The organism is Nonomuraea sp. NPDC049750 (genome assembly GCF_040659625.1).
GTDB lineage: Bacteria > Actinomycetota > Actinomycetes > Streptosporangiales > Streptosporangiaceae > Nonomuraea.
In genome coordinates, this window is the sequence record NZ_JBFANB010000009.1 from 132,161 (window position 1) to 149,377 (window position 17,217).

Below are 17,217 nucleotides of genomic sequence, written 5' to 3' on the forward strand. Positions count from 1 at the left end.
ACCCGCTTTACAGCGGTGGCCCGCCCAACCGGCGCAGCGCGACACCGAGCAGGCGGTCGGCGTCGAAGAACCCGCGCTGCCGGGAGTCGACGCTGTCGATGTTGTCACCCAGGACGACCAGCGCGCCGGCGGGCACCCGGGCCACGCCGTCCCCGATCCCCGGGGGAACGGGGTCACCGGGTAACGCGACGGCCCGCTTGATGTTCCAGTGCCGGCTGTCCCGTCCCGGCGGTCCGAGCCCCGCGGCGGTGCGCGGCGGTTCGAGCACGACCACGTCGCCCGTGGTGACCTGGTCGATCCGGCGCCTGCGTACCAGAACCAGATCTCCGTCGGAGAGCGTCGGGGCCATGCTCGTCCCCTCGACCGTGACCACCACGTAGCGCCTTCGCGCCCACAGGGCGCCCGCCACCGCCGCCAGTCCGAACCCACCGATGATCATTTTCATGGCGCTCTTCCACGGTCGGCCCTGCGAGGAATGAGACTTCTTTTACGAAACGATCTACGTTGGGACGCGGCCCTGTCAAGGCGGCGGATTCTGGTGATTGGTCCACTGCGGGACCAACGGCACTCGTATTCGGGACTTCGGCCCCCTGCGGCCGGCCGCCTGTTTCGCGAGGCTGGAGCTGAGGTGTTCCAGTTCGGGAAGGGGTTGTGTGATGACCAGACGGATCGTGGTCGGCGTGGACGGGTCCGAGCCGGCGACAGCGGCGGTGCGGTGGGCCGCCGCCGACGCTCGGCGCAGGGGACTGGCCCTGCGGATCGTGCATGTCTGCGAGCCGTGGCCGTACGGGCTCGCCGCGTTCAGCGCGGAGTACTGCGCGGGCACGCTGGATGCCGCCGCCGACCAGGCGCGTGAGCTGGCGGGCGGCGTGGAGGTGACGACGGAACTGCACACCGGCAACCTGGTCGACGAGCTGATCGGCGAGTCGGCGTCGGCCGACAGCCTGGTGCTGGGCAGCAGAGGACTCGGCGGTTTCAGCGGCATGCTGCTCGGCTCGGTCGGCACCGCCGTCGCGGGGCACGCGTGGGGCCCGGTGGTGATCGTCCGCGGGCGCGGCCAGGAAGAGCACGGCCGGATCGTCGTCGGCTATGACGGGTCGGAGGACTCCGAATTCGCCATGCAGTACGCCATCGAGCAGGCCCGCGCCCGCCACGCGCGGCTGCACGTCCTGTACGCCTGGCAAATGCCGATCTTCTCCCCGTACGCGGCCGCCTACGACAGCCTGCTGGACAACGCCTTCCAGCACGAGGTCCATACGGCCGGCGAACGGGTGAGCCCCTGGCGCGAGAAGTACCCCGACATCGAGATCACCGACGAGCAACTGTGCGAGCACCCGGCCGGCGCCCTGATCAAGGCCTCGACCACGGCCGACCTGGTCGTCGTCGGGTCGCGTGGGCTGGGCGGATTCGCCTCGGCGGTGCTGGGCTCGGTCAGCCGCGCCGTGCTGCACCACGCTACGTGCCCGGTCGCGGTCGTCCGGCCGCACCCGGAGAGGTCATGAACGGCGACTCGCCGACCACGGGGGACGACGATGAGCGGAGCGATCGTGGTCGGCTTCGACGGCGCTGTGGTGGGCGCTCCGAGGATCACGACGTGACCGGCCATCCGAGGTCTCGGGCGGTCAGTCTCGCCGATTCGTCCGCAGTCGTGCCGAGAGCGCCGCCGCCTGCGTACGGCGCTGCAGGTCGAGCTTGGACAGCAGGTTGGACACGTAGTTCTTGACCGTCTTCTCGGCCAGGAACATCCGCTCGCCGATCTGCCGGTTGGTGAGCCCTTCGCCGATCAGGTCGAGGATGTTGCGTTCCTGATCGGACAGGGCCGCGAGCGGGTCCCTTCTGGCGGCCTGCTCCCGCAGTCGTTGAAGCATCGCCGCGGTGGTCTGCGGATCGAGCAGCGACTGGCCGGAGGCGACCGTGCGCACGGCGCCGACCAGGTCGGAGCCGTGGATCTGCTTGAGCACGTAACCGGCGGCGCCCGCCATCACCGCCTCGAACAGCGCGTCGTCGTCGGCGTAGGAGGTCAGCATCAGGCACGCCAGCCCGGGCAGCCCGGACCGGGCCTCACGGCACACGTCCACGCCGTTACCGTCGGGCAGCCGGACGTCCAGCACCGCCACGTCCGGCTTGAGCGCCGGAATGCGGGCGATCGCCGACTCCGCGGTGCCGGCTTCGCCGATCACCTCTATGTCGTCCTCGGAGTCCAGCAGGGCGGCCACGCCCCTCCGTACCACCTCATGGTCGTCGACGAGGAACACACGAATCATGCTCCGACGCTAACCGGCCAGGTCAACCACGGAATAGAGGCCAAAGTCCCAAAAGCGAGTGAAGACCAAAGCACTCAATAGGCAGGACTTTCGCCCCTAGGAGGCATAGAGCTGCTGCTGTGGGATGCGAGGGGATGAGGCAGGGCAAAAGACCAGGTGGCAGCGGGTGAATGCGACAGGAACGGGTGAGATGAGCACCGACAGGATCGACCGAGCAGTCCCACGCTCCGATCTCCGTGGGCCGGCGCTGATGCTGGCGGTGGCGACCGTGGGATTCGCGGTGAACTTCTGGGCGTGGGCGCTGCTCAGCCCGCTGGGCCCGCGCTTCAAGGAACTGCTGGGACTGTCGGCGGCCCAGCAGGCGCTGCTGGTCGCGGTTCCGGTGATCGTCGGCTCGCTGGGCCGCATCCCGGTCGGGGCGCTGACCGACCGCTTCGGCGGCCGGGTGATGTTCCCGCTGATCTCGGCGGCCACCATCGTCCCGGTGCTGTTCATCGGTCTGGCCGGGCATGGCTCGCTGGCGGCGCTGCTGGTGGGCGGGTTCTTCCTGGGCATCGGCGGGACGGCGTTCGCGGTGGGCGTGCCCTTCGTCAGCGCCTGGTTCCCGCCCGAGCGCCGTGGCCTGGCCGTCGGCGTCTTCGGCATGGGAATGGGCGGCACCGCGATCAGCGCGCTGACCACGGTCAAGCTGGTCAGGACCGGCGGCTCGGCCACTCCGTTCCTGCTCACCGCGGCCGTGCTCGCCGTCTACGCGATGGTGGCCTGGTTCGTGCTGCGGGACGCTCCGGGCCGTACGGCGCCCGCCCAGTCGACCATGGCGCGGCTGGCCGCGGCCGTGCGCCTGCCGATCACCTGGCAGGCCTGCGTGCTGTACGCGGTGACGTTCGGCGGATACGTCTCCTTCTCCGTCTACCTGCCGGTCTATCTGCGGTCGGCCTACGGACTGGAGCAGGCCGACGCGGCCGACCGGATGGCCGGGTTCGTGATCCTGGCGGTCGCGGCGCGTCCCGTCGGCGGCTGGCTGTCAGACCGGATCGGGGCGATTCGGGTCCTGGCCGCCGTGTTCGCCGTCGTCGCGCTCTGCGCCACGGTCCTGGCGTTCACCCCGCCGCTGATGCCGCTGGGCACGGTCGCGTTCCTGACCATGGCGGCGGCGCTCGGCGCCGGCAGCGGGGCCACCTTCGCCCTGGTCGCGGTGGCGGCCCCGGCCGACAAGGTCGGCTCGGTCACGGGCCTGGTCGGCGCGGCCGGTGGGCTGGGCGGGTTCGTGCCGCCGGTGGAGATGGGGTTCGTCTACGGCCTGTTCGGCTCCTACGGGGTGGGCCTGGCCCTGCTGGCCGGGGTGTCGGTGCTGACGCTGGTGCTGACTTTGACCGCGGTGCGTGCCACGGCCAGGCGGCGCTCCGCCGCGCTACCGGTGCCGTTCGGACCGTCCGCCGAGGAAGCCCGATGACGAAGAGACTGCCGCGCAAGACGTACGAGAAGGAGCTCTTCCGCCTGCAGGGAGAGCTGGTGAAGCTGCAGGAGTGGGTGCGGGTGCGAGGCCGGCGGGTGGTCGTGATCTTCGAGGGGAGGGACGCGGCGGGCAAGGGGAGCACGATCAAGCGGGTCTCCGAATACCTCAACCCGCGCGTGGCGCGCATCGCGGCGCTCCCGGCACCGACCGAGCGTGAGCGGTCGCAATGGTACTTCCAGCGCTACATCGAGCATCTGCCCGCCGCCGGGGAGATCGTGCTGCTCGACCGCAGCTGGTACAACCGCGCGGGTGTCGAACGGGTGATGGGATTCTGCACCCACGAGGAATACACGCGGTTCCTGCACCAGTGTCCGATCTTTGAGCGGTTGCTGGTGGAGGACGGGATCCTGCTGCGCAAATACTGGTTCTCGGTGAGCGACGAGGAGCAGGAGCGGCGCTTCCACGACCGGCTGAAGGATCCGATGCGGCAGTGGAAGCTGTCGCCGATGGACCTGGAGTCGATCAATCGCTGGGAGGACTACTCCAGGGCCAAGGACGAGATGCTGGTGCACACCGACATCCCAGAGGCGCCGTGGTACGACGTGGAGAGCGAGGACAAGCGGCGGGCCAGGATCAACATGATCGCGCACCTGCTGTCCACGATCCCCTACGAGGAGGTACGGCGGGCGGAGCTGAAGATCCCGCCCCGCCCGCCCGCCACCGGCTACCGGCGCCCGCCGCGCAGGCCGGAGACCTTCGTGCCGGACGCCGCGGCGGACCTCCGCCTGCCATGACATGACGATCGAAGCGCTGATGGATGAAGGAGTTGTGCGAATGGCGGGTATGGACGGGCCGGTCAGTGACGCCCTGCTGAGACTCGGCCGGCACCTGCGACCCGGCGCGGTCTCCGACGACCTGCGGACCCTGCACCAGATCGGCGGACGCCAAGGCGACGCCTTCTACCGCGACCGGTGGAGCCACGACAAGGTCGTCCGCTCCACCCACGGCGTCAACTGCACCGGCTCCTGCTCCTGGAAGGTGTACGTCAAGGACGGCGTGATCACCTGGGAGGCGCAGCAGACCGACTACCCCAGCGTGGGCGGCGACCGGCCCGAGTATGAGCCACGCGGCTGCCCGCGCGGGGCCGCCTTCTCCTGGTACACCTACTCGCCCACCCGGGTCCGTTTCCCGTACGCCAGGGGCGTCCTGGTGGAGATGTACCGGGAGACGAAGGCGAGGCTGGGCGACCCGGTCGCCGCCTGGGCCGAGATCACCACGGACCCGGACAAACGCCGCCGCTACCAGTCGGCCCGCGGCAAGGGCGGCCTGGTGCGCGTCACCTGGGACGAGGCCTGCGAGATCATCGCCGCGGCGCACGTGCACACCATCAAGACCTACGGCCCCGACCGGGTGGCCGGTTTCTCCCCGATTCCGGCCATGTCGATGGCCTCGCACGCGGTGGGCGCCCGGTTCGTGTCGCTGATCGGCGGGGCGATGCTGTCGTTCTACGACTGGTACGCCGACCTGCCGGTGGCCTCCCCGCAGGTGTTCGGCGACCAGACGGACGTGCCGGAGTCGGCCGACTGGTGGGACGCCGCGTACCTGATGCTGTGGGGCTCGAACGTGCCGGTCACCCGCACGCCCGACGCCCACTTCATGGCCGAGGCGCGCTACCGGGGCCAGAAGGTGGTGGTGCTCGCGCCCGACTACAACGACGCCGCCAAGTTCGCCGACGAGTGGCTGGCCCCGCACCCGGGCACGGACGGCGCGCTGGCCATGGCGATGGGGCAGGTGATCCTCAAGGAGTTCTTCGCCGACCGGCCGACGGCCGGCTTCACCGACTACGTCAAGCGCTTCACCGACCTGCCGTTCCTGGTCCGGCTGCGTGAGCGGGACGGATCGTACGTGCCGGACAAGTTCCTCACCGCGGCCGACCTGGGGCAGGAAGGGGAAGAGGCGGCGTTCGCTACGGTGCTGCTGGACGCGCGGAGCGGCGAGCCGGTCGTGCCGAACGGCTCGCTCGCCTTCCGCTACTCCGAGCAGGGGCGGGGCCGCTGGAACCTCGACCTGGGCGAGGTGGACCCGCTGCTGACCGTCCTGGGCGAGCACGCGGTGCCGGTCGCCCTGCCGCGCTTCGACGGGCACGGCGACGGGGTGCTGGAGCGGGGTGTGCCGGTGCGGCGGGTGGGCGGTCACCTGGTCACCACGGTGTACGACCTGATGCTCGCCCAGTACGGCGTGGCCCGCGACGGGCTGCCGGGGCGCTGGCCGTCCGGCTACGACGACGCGGCGGAGCCGTACACCCCGGCCTGGCAGGAGGCGATCACCGGCGTGCCCGCGGCCAAAGCGGCCCGGATCGCCCGCGAGTTCGCGCGCAACGCCGAGGAGTCGGGCGGCCGGTCCATGATCGTCATGGGGGCGGGGACGAACCACTGGTTCCACTCCGACACCATCTACCGCTCCTTCCTGGCGCTGACCACGCTGACCGGCTGCCAGGGCGTCAACGGCGGCGGCTGGGCGCACTACGTCGGCCAGGAGAAGTGCCGGCCGATCACCGGCTGGGCGCAGCTCGCCTTCGGCCTGGACTGGTCGCGCCCGCCCCGGCAGATGATCGGCACCGCCTACTGGTACCTGCACACCGACCAGTGGCGTTACGACACCTACGCGGCCGATGTCCTGTCCTCGCCGCTCGGCGACGGCGCGTTCGCCGGCAAGGCCACCGCCGACCTGCTGGCGCAGTCGGCGCGGCTGGGCTGGATGCCGTCGTACCCGACCTTCGACCGCAACCCGCTCGACCTGGCCGACGAGGTGGCCGCGGCGGGCGCGGAGGCAGGGCCGTACGTGGCCGAGCAGGTCGCCGCGGGCCGGCTCGGGTTCGCCTGCGAGGACCCCGACGCGCCCGCGAACTGGCCGCGCGTGCTGACCGTGTGGCGGGCCAACCTGCTCGGCTCCTCGGCCAAGGGCAACGAGTATTTCCTGCGCCATCTGCTGGGCACCGACTCGGCCGTGCGGGCCGATGAGGCCGCGCCTGGGCAGCGGCCAGAGAGCCTGACCTGGCCGGAGCGGGCGCCGCGCGGCAAGCTCGACCTGCTGCTGTCGCTGGACTTCCGGATGACCTCCACCACGTTGTTCTCCGACATCGTGCTGCCCGCCGCCACCTGGTACGAAAAACACGACCTGTCCTCGACGGACATGCACCCGTTCGTGCACGCCTTCACCCCGGCGATCGACCCGCCCTGGCAGACCCGCACCGATTTCGCCGCCTTCCATGCCATCGCCAGGGCCTTCAGCGCCCTGGCCAAGACCCACCTGGGCACTCGTACGGACGTGGTGGCCATGCCGCTGACGCACGACACGCCCGATGAGCTGGCCACCCCGCACGGGCGGGTGCACGACTGGCGCGTGACGGGCCGGCCGCCCACTCCGGGACGCGACTTCCCCAAGATCGTCACGGTGGAGCGCGACTACGGAGCGGTGGCGGAGCGGATGGCCGCCCTCGGCCCGCTGCTGGAACGGCTCGGCGCCACGACCAAGGGGCTGACGTACGATGTCTCCGGCGAGATCGCCCGGCTGGGCCGGATGACCGGCACCGTCCGCGGCGGCAGCGTCGAGGGCCGCCCCTCCCTGGCCCGCGACAGCGACATGTGCGAGGCCATCCTGGCCCTGTCGGGCACCACCAACGGGCATCTGGCCGCCCAGGGGTTCGCCACGCTGGGCCGGCGTACCGGAACCTCCTTCGACGGGCTGGCCGACGAGCACAAGCAGATCACCTTCGCCGACACCCAGGCCCGGCCGGTGCCCGTGATCACCTCGCCGGAATGGTCGGGCAGCGAGACCGGCGGGCGGCGCTACTCGCCGTTCACCATCAACATCGAGCACCGCAAGCCCTGGCACACCCTCACCGGCCGCCAGCACTTCTATCTCGACCACGACTGGATCCACGAGGCCGGCGAGGCGCTGCCGACCTATCGGCCGCCGCTCGACATGACCGCGCTGTTCGGCGAGCCCGGCGTCGGCGCCTCCGGGGCGGACGGCATCGCCGTGCGCTACCTCACCCCGCACTCGAAGTGGTCCATCCACTCCGAATACCAGGACAACCTGCTCATGCTCACGCTCTCCCGAGGCGGGCCGACCATCTGGATGAGCCCGGCCGACGCGGCCAAGGCGAAGATCCGCGACAACGACTGGATCGAGGCGGTCAACCGCAACGGGGTCGTCGTGGCCCGCGCGGTCGTCTCCCACCGGATGCCCGAGGGCACCGTGTACATGTACCACGCGCAGGAACGCGTCGTGGACGTGCCCAAGAGCGAGACGTCGGGGCGGCGCGGCGGCATCCACAACTCCCTCACCCGCCTGCTGATCAAGCCCACCCACCTGATCGGCGGCTACGCCCAGCTGTCGTTCGCCTTCAACTACCTCGGGCCCACCGGCAACCAGCGCGACGAGGTCACCGTGATCCGCCGCCGCTCTCAGGAGGTCGACTACTGATGCGGATCATGGGGCAGCTGGCCATGGTGATGAACCTCGACAAGTGCATCGGCTGCCACACCTGCTCGGTCACCTGCAAGCAGGCCTGGACCAACCGGGCCGGGGTCGAGTACGTCTGGTTCAACAACGTCGAGACCCGCCCCGGCCAGGGCTACCCACGCACTTACGAGGATCAGGAGACCTGGAAGGGCGGCTGGGAACTCAACCGGCGCGGCCGGCTCCGGCTGAAGGCGGGCGGGCGGCTGAAGAAACTGCTCACCATCTTCGCCAACCCGCTCATGCCCTCCATCCAGCAGTACTACGAGCCCTGGACCTACGACTACGACCGGCTCTTCTCGGCCCCCGCCTCCGAGGACACGCCCGTCGCCCGGCCCAGGTCGCTGATCACCGGCGAGCACACGAAGATCACCTGGAGCGCGAACTGGGACGACAACCTCGCCGGCGGCCCCGAACTCACCGCCGCCGACCCGGTTCTCCGTAAGCTGTCGGACCAGGTGAAGCTGGAGTTCGAGCAGGCGTTCATGTTCTACCTGCCGCGCATCTGCGAGCACTGCCTCAACCCCTCGTGCGTGGCCTCCTGCCCGTCCGGCGCGATGTACAAGCGATCCGAGGACGGCATCGTCCTGGTCGACCAGGACCGCTGCCGTGGCTGGCGCATGTGCGTGACCGGCTGCCCGTACAAGAAGGTGTACTTCAACCACCGCACCGGCAAGGCGGAGAAGTGCACCTTCTGCTACCCCCGGGTCGAGGTCGGCATCCCGACGGTCTGCTCGGAGACGTGCGTGGGCCGCCTGCGCTACCTCGGCCTGCTGCTCTACGACGCCGACCGGGTCCTGGAGGCCGCTTCCGTCCCGGACGAGAAGGATCTGTACGAGGCGCACAAGAGCGTGCTGCTGGATCCGCGCGACCCCGAGGTGATCGCCGCCGCCCGGGCGGCGGGCATCCCCGAGGACTGGCTGGAGGCGGCCCGGAACTCCCCGATCCACCAGCTGATCTTCGAGTACGGCGTGGCCCTCCCGCTGCACCCGGAATACCGCACGATGCCGATGGTCTGGTACATCCCGCCGCTGTCGCCCGTGGTCGACGTCCTGGCGAACACCGGCCACGACGGAGAGGACGCCGGCAACCTGTTCGGTGCGATCGACGCCCTGCGCATCCCGATCGGCTACCTGGCCGAGCTGTTCACCGCCGGCGACCCCGGGCCGGTGCGGGCCGCGCTGCGCCGCCTGGCCGCCATGCGCTCCTACATGCGCCGCCTCAACCTCGGCCAGGACCCCGACGAGTCGATCGCGGCCGCCGTGGGGATGAGCGGCCGGCAGGTCGAAGGCATGCACCGGCTGCTCGCCCTGGCCCCCTACGGCGAGCGGTACGTCATTCCCAAGGCCCACGCCGAGCAGGGCGCGCGGCTGGAGGAGAGCGCCACCGGCTGCAGCCTCGATTACGAGGGCGGCCCCGGCATGAGCGGCCCGTTCGGCGAGTCCTCCGGTCTGCCCGACCCGGTGGCGGTGGAGAACTTCCACGCGCTGCGCGAGCGGCAGTCCGGCGACGAACTGGAGGACGTCGGCGAGCTGCGCGGCCGCGTCAACCTCCTCAACTGGGACGGCAAGGGCACCCCTGAGGGGCTGTTCCCGAAGAGAAACCGGGACGGATCATGATGAGAGCTCTGGGAGAAGGCGAACTGCGCACCGCCCACATGGTGGCCAGCGTGCTGCTCGGCTACCCCGACGAGCGGCTGTACGGCGCCCGCCAGGTGCTGGCCAAGGCGGTGATCACGCTGCCCGCCGGGGAGGTCCGCGACCGCCTGACCGCCTTCCTCGACCACGTCGCGGGCACCGCTCAGGCCGACCTGGCCGCCCACTATGTGGCGACCTTCGACCTCAAGCGGCGCTGCTGCCCGTACCTGACGTACTACGCCTACGGCGACACCCGTAAGCGCGGCGGGGCGCTGCTGCGTTTCAAGCACGCCCTGCGCGCGGCGGGCTTCGAGGTCGCCGATGGCGAGCTGCCCGACCACGTGGCGGTGGTGTGCGAGCTGTCGGCCCGCGGCGCCGTGCGGGAGGCCGGGCGCCTGCTGCGGGAGCATCGGGCGGGCCTGGAGCTCCTGCGTACGGCGCTGGAGGACGAGCGCTCGCCGTACGCCGGCGTGGTGGCCGCCGTGACCGCCACGCTGCCCCCGGCCGGCCCGCGTGAGAAGGAGGCCGCGCTGCGGCTGGCGGCCGAGGGACCGCCCGCCGAGGAGGTCGGACTGGAGCCCTACGCCGTCACGGAGGCATCCCGGTGAACGCCCTCGACATCCTGCTGTGGGTGGTGGCGCCCTACGTGGCGATCACCGTGTTCGTGCTCGGCCACGTCTGGCGCTACCGGTACGACAAGTTCGGCTGGACCACCCGCTCATCACAGATGTACGAGTCACGGCTGCTGCGCGTCGGCAGCCCGCTGTTCCACTTCGGCATCCTGGTCGTCCTGCTCGGCCACATCGGCGGGCTGGTGATCCCCAAGAGCTGGACCGAGGCGGTGGGCGTGAGCGAGGCGACCTACCACGCCGGCGCCGTCCTGCTCGGCACCATCGCGGGCCTCGCCACCCTCGGCGGCCTGGCGATCCTCATCTACCGGCGCCGCACCGTCGGACCGGTGTTCACCGCCACCACCCGCAACGACAAGCTCATGTACCTGGTGCTGAGCGCCACCATCGTGCTCGGCCTGGCCGCCACGGTGGCGGCCAATGTCATCGGCGGCGGCTACGACTATCGCACCACCATCTCACCCTGGTTCCGGTCGATCTTCTCCTTCAGCCCGGACCCCGCCCTGATGGCCGGCGCGCCCATCCTGTTTCAGCTGCACGCGCTCAGCGCGCTGCTGCTGTTCGCCATCTGGCCGTTCACCCGGCTGGTGCACATGCTCACCGCGCCCCTCGGCTACCTGACCCGCCCCTACATCGTCTACCGCGGCCGCGCCGACCGGCCGACCGGCTCCCGTACGCCCTGGCGCCCCTGACCGCGGGAGCAGCGAGGAGTGCCGTATGGCCGTGATCGATGGGACTTTGGCCTCTGCCGGTGGCAGGCACGCGGGCGGATCGTGGATCCATGGCGATCCGCGGCCTGACCTGGGAGAACGACATGACCATCGACATCGCGCTCGAGGCGGCGCGCTGGGCACCGTCGGTGCACAACACCCAGCCCTGGACCTTCGCCGTCACGGGCCAGGAGATCGCCGTCCGCGCGAGCACCGATCGCAAACTGGCCCTGGAAGACCCTGGCGGCAGGGAAATGCTGATCAGCTGCGGGGCGGCCGTGTTCAACCTGCGTACCGCGCTGCACCAGGCCGGCCGCGAGCCGATCGTGCGGATCCTGCCCGATCCCGACCGGCCCTCGCTGCTGGCGACGGTACGGCTGGGCGAGGCCGTCGAGCCTGACGAGCACACCAGCATGCTGGCCGGGCAGATCGAGGTGCGGCGTACGCACCGGGCGGGATTCACCGAGACGCCCGTGCCCGAGCGGCTCGTGGCACAGTGGCAGCGCGAGGCCGCCACCGAGGGCGCGACCTTCACGCCGGTCGGGGCGCCCGCCGCCGTGCGGGCCCTGGCCGCGCTCACCGAGGCGGCCCAGGCGGTCCAGTCGCAGGACTGGCCCTTCACCCTCGAGGTCATGCGGTGGGCGCGCCCACCGGAAAGCACCCGAGGCGACGGCGTGCCCGCCGACGCCTACCCCAAGCAGCCGGCCGGCGAATTCGCCCAGCGCGACTACGCCCACCAGCACTCCTGGGGCATCGACACCGACCAGCGCATGTCATGCGCCACCGGGGTGGTGGCGCTGCTGACCACCCGCGAGGACACCCGCGAGGCCTGGCTGGCGGCCGGGCAGGCGCTGCAGCACGTGCTGCTGCACGCCTCGGCCCACGGAGCGAGCGCCGCCTTCCACACCCAGGTGCTGGAGGAGCCGCACCTACGCGACTTCCTCCGGCAGCGGATGTGCGCGGGCGCCTACCCGCAGATGCTCATGCGGCTCGGCATCGCCGCCGACGAGAGCCACGGGGTCCGCCGCCCGCTCACCGACCTGACCGACCCATGATCTTCCTCCTGATCCATAGGGGTCAGGCGGACGAGGCGTCCTGGGGTTGGCGTGTGAGCCGGAGGAAGGTCTCCTCGACCTGGCGGGCGATGTCCGCCGCGGTCAGGCCGAGGCGGGCGAGCACGCGATCGCGGCCTGCGTGGTCGAGGAACGCCACCGGCACCCCGAAGTCACGCATGGGCACGTCGACCCCCGCGTCGCGCAGGGCCTGCGCGACGGCGGAGCCGACGCCGCCCGCCCGTACCCCGTCTTCCACCGTCAGCACCATGCGGTGCCGGGCGGCGAGGCCGGGCAGCAGGTCATCGACCGGTTTGACCCAGCGCGGGTCGACCACCGTGGCGGTGATGCCGTGATCGGCCAGGCGTTCGGCGACCCGCAGGCACAGCGGAGCCAGCGCGCCGACGGCCACGATCAGGACATCTGCCGCCGGTTCGGTGCCCGTGCTCCGGCGATCAACGGTGGCTTCCCGGAGCACGTCCATGCCGCCGATCCGCCCGACGGCCGGGATCGGGGGACCGACGCTTCCCTTCGGATAGCGGACCAGTGTGGGCGCGTCGTCCACCACCAGCGCCTCGCGCAGCTGTTCCCGCAGGCGTTCGCCGTCCCGGGGTGCCGCGATCCGCAGCCCCGGTACGACCTGGAGGACGGCCAGGTCCCAGACGCCGTTGTGCGAGGCGCCGTCGTCGCCGGTGATCCCCGCCCGGTCCAGGACGAACGTCACCCCGCACTGGTGCAGTGCCACATCCATCAGCAACTGGTCGAAACACCGGTTGGCGAACGTGGCGTACACGGCGACGACCGGATGCAGCCCGCCCGTGGCCAGTCCCGCCGCGGCGGTGGCCGCGTGTTGCTCGGCGATGCCCACGTCGAGGACCCTGCCGGGGTAGCGCTGGGCGAAGGGTTCCAGCCCGGTCGAGCGCAGCATCGCCGCCGTGATCGCCACCACGTCCGGTCGTTCGGCACCGATCCGCACCAGTTCCCCGGCGAACACCGAGGTCCAGTCCTCTCCGGCCACGCGCAGCGGCACGCCGGTGTCCGGGTCGATCACCTTGACCTGGTGGAACCGCTCGTCGGACTGCTCGGCCGGCGGATAGCCGCGCCCCTTCTCCGTGATGCAGTGCACGATCACCGGGCCGGAGAACTGTTTGGCCAGGTGCAGCGCCTGCTCCACCGCCGCCCGGTCGTGACCGTCGATCGGGCCGACGTACTTCAGGCCAAGGTCTTCGAACATGCCCTGCGGCGCGACGAAGTCCTTGAGCCCCTTCTTGGCGCCGTGCAGAGCGTCGAACAACGGACGCCCGATCATCGGGGTGCGGTCGAGGATGTCCCGGGTACGCCGCAGGAACCGTTCGTAGCCGTCGGTGGTGCGCAGCGCCGCCAGGTGGGTGGCCAGGCCGCCGATCGTCGGTGAATAGGAGTGCTCGTTGTCGTTGACGACGATTACCAGCGGCAGCGACGGGTCGGCGGCGATGTTGTTCAGCGCCTCCCATGCCATCCCGCCGGTCAGGGCGCCGTCCCCGATCACGGCGACGACGTGGCGGTCGCGCCGACCGGTCAGACGGTGGGCCTTGGCCAGCCCGTACGCCCAGCTGAGCGCGGTCGAGGCGTGCTGGTTCTCCACGACGTCGTGCGGGGACTCCACCCGGCTCGGGTAGCCGGAAAGCCCGCCTTCCTGCCGCAATCGCGAGAAGTCCTGCCGCCCTGTGAGCAATTTATGCACGTACGCCTGGTGGCCGACGTCGAAGATGACGCGGTCGGTGGGGGAGTCGTAGACCCGGTGCAGGGCGATGGTCAGCTCCACGACGCCGAGGTTCGGCCCCAGATGCCCGCCCGTACGGGAGACCGCGTCGATCAAGTACTCACGGATCTCGGCGGCGAGCCGGTCCAGCTCCGCGGGGCTTAACCCGTTGAGATCCGCCGGACCGCTGATCGACGACAGAACGCTCATGAGAGGACCACTGCTCCTTCGCGAAGTCTTCTTACCCTCAAGCGGCGGCCCTCAAGTGATGGGCCCGCGCCGCGGCTCGCCGCCCGACGACCAGTCACCCGGAATGTGCGACAGGTGCCGGCGCATCAGCTCTTCGGCGAGCGCACGGTCGCCCTTCAGGACCGCCGCCAGCAACGGACGGTGCTCCGCCGCGGAGCGGGCCAGGTCGCCGTCCGCGGTGAGGCGGCGCAGGTTGTACAGGCGGGTTTGGTCGCGTAGGCACGCCACCGAGTCGACCAGTCGCCGGTTTCCGGTCGCCTCCAGCAGCAAGAGGTGAAAGTCGCGATCGGCCTGAAGGTTGCCAGGCAGATCGTGCTCCTCGGCCGTCCGCTCGATGACGTCGACGAGCCGCGACAGCCGCTCCGCACGATCCCCCAAGCCCAACTCGGCCGCCCGGCCCGCCCCGGGCACTTCGAGCATCATGCGCAGCTCGAAGATCTCGGTGAAGTCCTGCTCGGTGAAGGACACGACACGGAATCCCCGGTTGGGCAGCGCCTCCAGCAGACCCTCATCGACCAGGGCGAGCATCGCCTCGCGTACCGGACTCGTGGACACCCCGAGCTCCGTCGCCAGCGACGCCGCCGAATACACCTCGCCCGGCTCCAGGGCGCCCGTGACCAGCGCCTCCCTCAGCACCGACAGTGCCTGATCACGCAGACTCGTCCGCTGCAGGGAAGCTCCCGTCAAAACCATGAACAGTACTATATCACCGATTAGCCGTTACGCCTCATAGGCCACCAGGGCTGATCGAGGGAGCTTTAGCGATCGATCGTGCGGGCAGAAACTGCGAGTATGAGCGATGGATCGGTGATGCCGTCCATGCGGCTGGACGAGCTGCTGGCCGAGCTGCAGGTGCGGCTGAGCGCGGTGCTCGCCACGCGCGACCGCGTGCACGCGCTGCTGGACGCGGTGGTGTCGGTGGGCAGCGATCTCGATCTGGAAACGGTGCTGCGGCGGATCGTGGAGACCGCGACCAACCTGGTGGACGCCAGTTACGGCGCGCTCGGGGTGATCGGCCATGGGAGCACGCTGATCGAGTTCATTCCCGTGGGATTGACCGAGGAAGAGATCGCCAAGATCGAACATTGGCCGCACGGGCTCGGCCTGCTCGGATTGTTGATCAAGGACGCCCGGCCGCTGCGACTGGCGCGGATCGCCGATCACCCGGAATCCTACGGTTTCCCGCCCGGCCATCCGCCCATGGGCACCTTCCTGGGTGTGCCGATCCGGATGCGTGAGGAGGTGTTCGGCAACCTCTACCTGACGGAGAAGCGCGGTGGCGGCGAGTTCGACGAGGAGGATGAGGCCGTCGTCATCGCCCTGGCCACCGCGGCGGGTGTGGCGGTGGAGAACGCGCGCCTGTACGAGCAGACGCGGCGGCGGGAGAAGTGGCTGCGGGCCTCCTCGGAGATCACCACCAGCCTGCTGTCCGGCACCGATCCGCGCGACGTCCTCGTCACACTGACCAGCAAGGCCAAGGAGATGACGGATGCCGATCTGGTCGAGCTGATGGTGCCCGCCGACGGCGGCACCCGGCTGGTGGTGGAGATCGCCGAGGGCGACCGGGCGGACGAGCTGCTGGGCACCTCGTGCGCGGTGGCGACGACGATGGCGGGGGAGGTCTACACCCGGGGCGAGTCGCTCACCGAGGGCGACATGCGGCTGCTGGTGCCCTTGGGCGCGCCGCCTTCGGTGCGCGGGGTGGTCGCCATGAGCAAGCGCTCGGGGCGGCTGCCGTTCAGCGAGGCCGAGGGCCACATGCTGGAGGCCTTCGCGGGCCAGGCGGCCATCGCGGTGGAGCTGGCCGAGGTGCGTCGCGCCGCGGAGCGGCTCAGCCTGCTGGAAGACCGCGACAGGATCGCCAGGGACCTGCACGATGTGGTGATCCAGCGGTTGTTCGCGGTGGCCATGACGCTGATGGGCGCCGTCAGGCTGATCGAACGTCCCGAGGCCACGAGGAGGGTCCAGCACGCCGTCGACGAGCTGGACGAGACGATCCGGCAGATCCGAGCCAGCATCTTCGCCCTGCAGGGCTCGGGGACGAGCGGGCTGCGCGGTCAGGTCACCGAGCTGGTCGACGAGGCCGCCGCACACCTGGGCTTCCGCCCAGGACTGCGGCTGGAGGGGCAGCTCGACACGCTGGTCGGCCAATCCGTGGCCGAGCAGGTGACGGCCGTGCTGCGCGAGGCCCTGTCCAACCTGGTACGGCACGCCAAGGCGGCCAAGGCCGACATCCTGCTGGAGGCGGCGGCCGGTCGGCTGACCTTGGTCGTCACCGACAACGGGTTGGGCATCGAGCCCGATGGCCGGCGCAGCGGGCTGGCCAACCTGGAGGAACGTGCCACCCGGCTGGGCGGCACGTTCACCGTCGATTCACCTGAGGGCGGCGGAACCCGGCTCAGGTGGTCGGTCCCGCTGTGATGCGGTGGCTCAGCTGGTCGGTCCGGCGGCTCAGGTGGTCGGTGCCGCGGTGATGCGGCGGCCGGAAACCTGCTCGGCCGCCACCATGATGTAGTGGTCACGGCTGCCCGGCGCCCACGGCATCAGGGGGAGTTGCGCGAGGCGGGCCATCTCCTCGGGCTCGTGTACGGCTCGCGCGTGCCCGATCGCGGTCACGGACCAGCCGGTACGCCAGTCGGGGTCGAACTCGTCGGCCTCGAAGGCGACCACGCTCCGCCGGGTGGCCGCGGCCAGCTTGGAGCCGACGGAGGTGCGGATCACGATGTGCTCGCCGTACAGGCAGAAGTTGACCGGTTGGACGGCGGGCAGGGCCCGGTCGGTGAAGACGATCCGGCCGATCCGCGCCGTGTCCAGCAGGCCGAGGCACTCCTGGCGAGAGAGCACCTGCAGGCCGGACGCGTCTAGTTGCATGCTTCCCAGCATCAGCGGATCAGGGAGGGGACGTTAGGGTCTTTCGTCCTTGTTTCGCGGCCGTGCGGCCAGGACGGTGGTCCT

The 17,217-nt window shown here is 70.6% G+C and carries 14 protein-coding genes; 9 read left to right on the plus strand and 5 right to left on the minus strand.

What is annotated here, in order from left to right:
• Window positions 1-7: 7 nt before the first annotated feature.
• The gene (locus AB0J16_RS24475) at window positions 8-445 is read right to left on the minus strand and encodes a S26 family signal peptidase (RefSeq protein WP_358543383.1); all 438 of its coding nucleotides are present in this window, start codon (window positions 443-445) and stop codon (window positions 8-10) included.
• 211 nt (window positions 446-656) lie between these two features.
• Between AB0J16_RS24475 and AB0J16_RS24480 the strand changes: the two genes are divergently transcribed.
• The gene (locus AB0J16_RS24480; RefSeq protein ID WP_358543385.1) at window positions 657-1,502 is read left to right on the plus strand and encodes a universal stress protein; all 846 of its coding nucleotides are present in this window, start codon (window positions 657-659) and stop codon (window positions 1,500-1,502) included.
• Between the two features lie 120 nt (window positions 1,503-1,622).
• Here AB0J16_RS24480 and AB0J16_RS24485 read toward each other — a convergent pair whose 3' ends face one another.
• Entirely contained in the window at window positions 1,623-2,264 is a 642-nt protein-coding gene (locus tag AB0J16_RS24485; protein WP_358543387.1) for a response regulator transcription factor, read from the minus strand.
• A 190-nt stretch (window positions 2,265-2,454) separates the two neighbouring features.
• On the opposite strand from AB0J16_RS24485, the gene AB0J16_RS24490 reads away from it, so the two are divergent.
• The 7 genes from AB0J16_RS24490 (at window position 2,455) to AB0J16_RS24520 (ending at window position 12,275) form a co-directional block, all read left to right on the plus strand.
• Entirely contained in the window at window positions 2,455-3,717 is a 1,263-nt protein-coding gene (locus AB0J16_RS24490; RefSeq protein WP_358543389.1) for an MFS transporter, read from the plus strand.
• The gene (ppk2, locus tag AB0J16_RS24495) at window positions 3,714-4,514 is read left to right on the plus strand and encodes a polyphosphate kinase 2 (RefSeq protein ID WP_358543391.1); all 801 of its coding nucleotides are present in this window, start codon (window positions 3,714-3,716) and stop codon (window positions 4,512-4,514) included. Before AB0J16_RS24490 ends, ppk2 begins: the two co-directional genes overlap by 4 nt.
• 40 nt (window positions 4,515-4,554) lie before the next feature.
• The gene (locus AB0J16_RS24500; RefSeq protein ID WP_358543393.1) at window positions 4,555-8,208 is read left to right on the plus strand and encodes a nitrate reductase subunit alpha; all 3,654 of its coding nucleotides are present in this window, start codon (window positions 4,555-4,557) and stop codon (window positions 8,206-8,208) included.
• The gene (gene narH / locus AB0J16_RS24505; RefSeq protein ID WP_358543396.1) at window positions 8,208-9,863 is read left to right on the plus strand and encodes a nitrate reductase subunit beta; all 1,656 of its coding nucleotides are present in this window, start codon (window positions 8,208-8,210) and stop codon (window positions 9,861-9,863) included. The genes AB0J16_RS24500 and narH overlap by 1 nt, the downstream gene beginning before the upstream one ends.
• The gene (narJ, locus tag AB0J16_RS24510; protein WP_358543398.1) at window positions 9,860-10,489 is read left to right on the plus strand and encodes a nitrate reductase molybdenum cofactor assembly chaperone; all 630 of its coding nucleotides are present in this window, start codon (window positions 9,860-9,862) and stop codon (window positions 10,487-10,489) included. The genes narH and narJ overlap by 4 nt, the downstream gene beginning before the upstream one ends.
• Window positions 10,486-11,202, plus strand: a complete 717-nt coding sequence (gene narI, locus AB0J16_RS24515; protein ID WP_358543400.1) for a respiratory nitrate reductase subunit gamma — start codon at window positions 10,486-10,488, stop codon at window positions 11,200-11,202. The genes narJ and narI overlap by 4 nt, the downstream gene beginning before the upstream one ends.
• An 89-nt stretch (window positions 11,203-11,291) precedes the next feature.
• Window positions 11,292-12,275 carry a hypothetical protein gene (locus AB0J16_RS24520; protein WP_358543402.1) on the plus strand — a complete coding sequence of 328 codons (984 nt, stop codon included), beginning with the start codon at window positions 11,292-11,294 and terminating at the stop codon, window positions 12,273-12,275.
• 22 nt (window positions 12,276-12,297) lie between these two features.
• On the opposite strand, the gene dxs is transcribed toward AB0J16_RS24520, so the two are convergent.
• Window positions 12,298-14,223, minus strand: coding sequence for a 1-deoxy-D-xylulose-5-phosphate synthase (gene dxs, locus AB0J16_RS24525; protein WP_358543404.1), 1,926 nt, complete (start codon window positions 14,221-14,223; stop codon window positions 12,298-12,300).
• Between the two features lie 51 nt (window positions 14,224-14,274).
• Window positions 14,275-14,955 carry a GntR family transcriptional regulator gene (locus AB0J16_RS24530; RefSeq protein ID WP_358543406.1) on the minus strand — a complete coding sequence of 227 codons (681 nt, stop codon included), beginning with the start codon at window positions 14,953-14,955 and terminating at the stop codon, window positions 14,275-14,277.
• Between the two features lie 99 nt (window positions 14,956-15,054).
• Between AB0J16_RS24530 and AB0J16_RS24535 the strand changes: the two genes are divergently transcribed.
• Window positions 15,055-16,683: a GAF domain-containing protein gene (locus tag AB0J16_RS24535; RefSeq protein WP_358543409.1), complete on the plus strand. Its 1,629-nt coding sequence runs from the start codon at window positions 15,055-15,057 to the stop codon at window positions 16,681-16,683.
• 30 nt (window positions 16,684-16,713) lie between these two features.
• Here the strand turns inward: AB0J16_RS24535 and AB0J16_RS24540 are convergent, their stop codons facing one another.
• Complete coding sequence (locus AB0J16_RS24540; RefSeq protein WP_358543411.1) at window positions 16,714-17,133, minus strand: pyridoxamine 5'-phosphate oxidase family protein; 420 nt, start codon at window positions 17,131-17,133, stop codon at window positions 16,714-16,716.
• Window positions 17,134-17,217: the final 84 nt, after the last annotated feature.

Bases quoted from the DNA above. Each gene is read 5' to 3' on its own strand.
- AB0J16_RS24475 (WP_358543383.1), bottom strand. From the start codon at position 445: ATGAAAATGATCATCGGTGGGTTCGGACTGGCGGCGGTGGCGGGCGCC.
- AB0J16_RS24480 (WP_358543385.1), top strand. From the start codon at position 657: ATGACCAGACGGATCGTGGTCGGCGTGGACGGGTCCGAGCCGGCGACA.
- AB0J16_RS24485 (WP_358543387.1), bottom strand. From the start codon at position 2,264: ATGATTCGTGTGTTCCTCGTCGACGACCATGAGGTGGTACGGAGGGGC.
- AB0J16_RS24490 (WP_358543389.1), top strand. From the start codon at position 2,455: ATGAGCACCGACAGGATCGACCGAGCAGTCCCACGCTCCGATCTCCGT.
- ppk2 (WP_358543391.1), top strand. From the start codon at position 3,714: ATGACGAAGAGACTGCCGCGCAAGACGTACGAGAAGGAGCTCTTCCGC.
- AB0J16_RS24500 (WP_358543393.1), top strand. From the start codon at position 4,555: ATGGCGGGTATGGACGGGCCGGTCAGTGACGCCCTGCTGAGACTCGGC.
- narH (WP_358543396.1), top strand. From the start codon at position 8,208: ATGCGGATCATGGGGCAGCTGGCCATGGTGATGAACCTCGACAAGTGC.
- narJ (WP_358543398.1), top strand. From the start codon at position 9,860: ATGATGAGAGCTCTGGGAGAAGGCGAACTGCGCACCGCCCACATGGTG.
- AB0J16_RS24520 (WP_358543402.1), top strand. From the start codon at position 11,292: ATGGCGATCCGCGGCCTGACCTGGGAGAACGACATGACCATCGACATC.
- dxs (WP_358543404.1), bottom strand. From the start codon at position 14,223: ATGAGCGTTCTGTCGTCGATCAGCGGTCCGGCGGATCTCAACGGGTTA.
- AB0J16_RS24530 (WP_358543406.1), bottom strand. From the start codon at position 14,955: ATGGTTTTGACGGGAGCTTCCCTGCAGCGGACGAGTCTGCGTGATCAG.
- AB0J16_RS24535 (WP_358543409.1), top strand. From the start codon at position 15,055: ATGAGCGATGGATCGGTGATGCCGTCCATGCGGCTGGACGAGCTGCTG.
- AB0J16_RS24540 (WP_358543411.1), bottom strand. From the start codon at position 17,133: ATGCAACTAGACGCGTCCGGCCTGCAGGTGCTCTCTCGCCAGGAGTGC.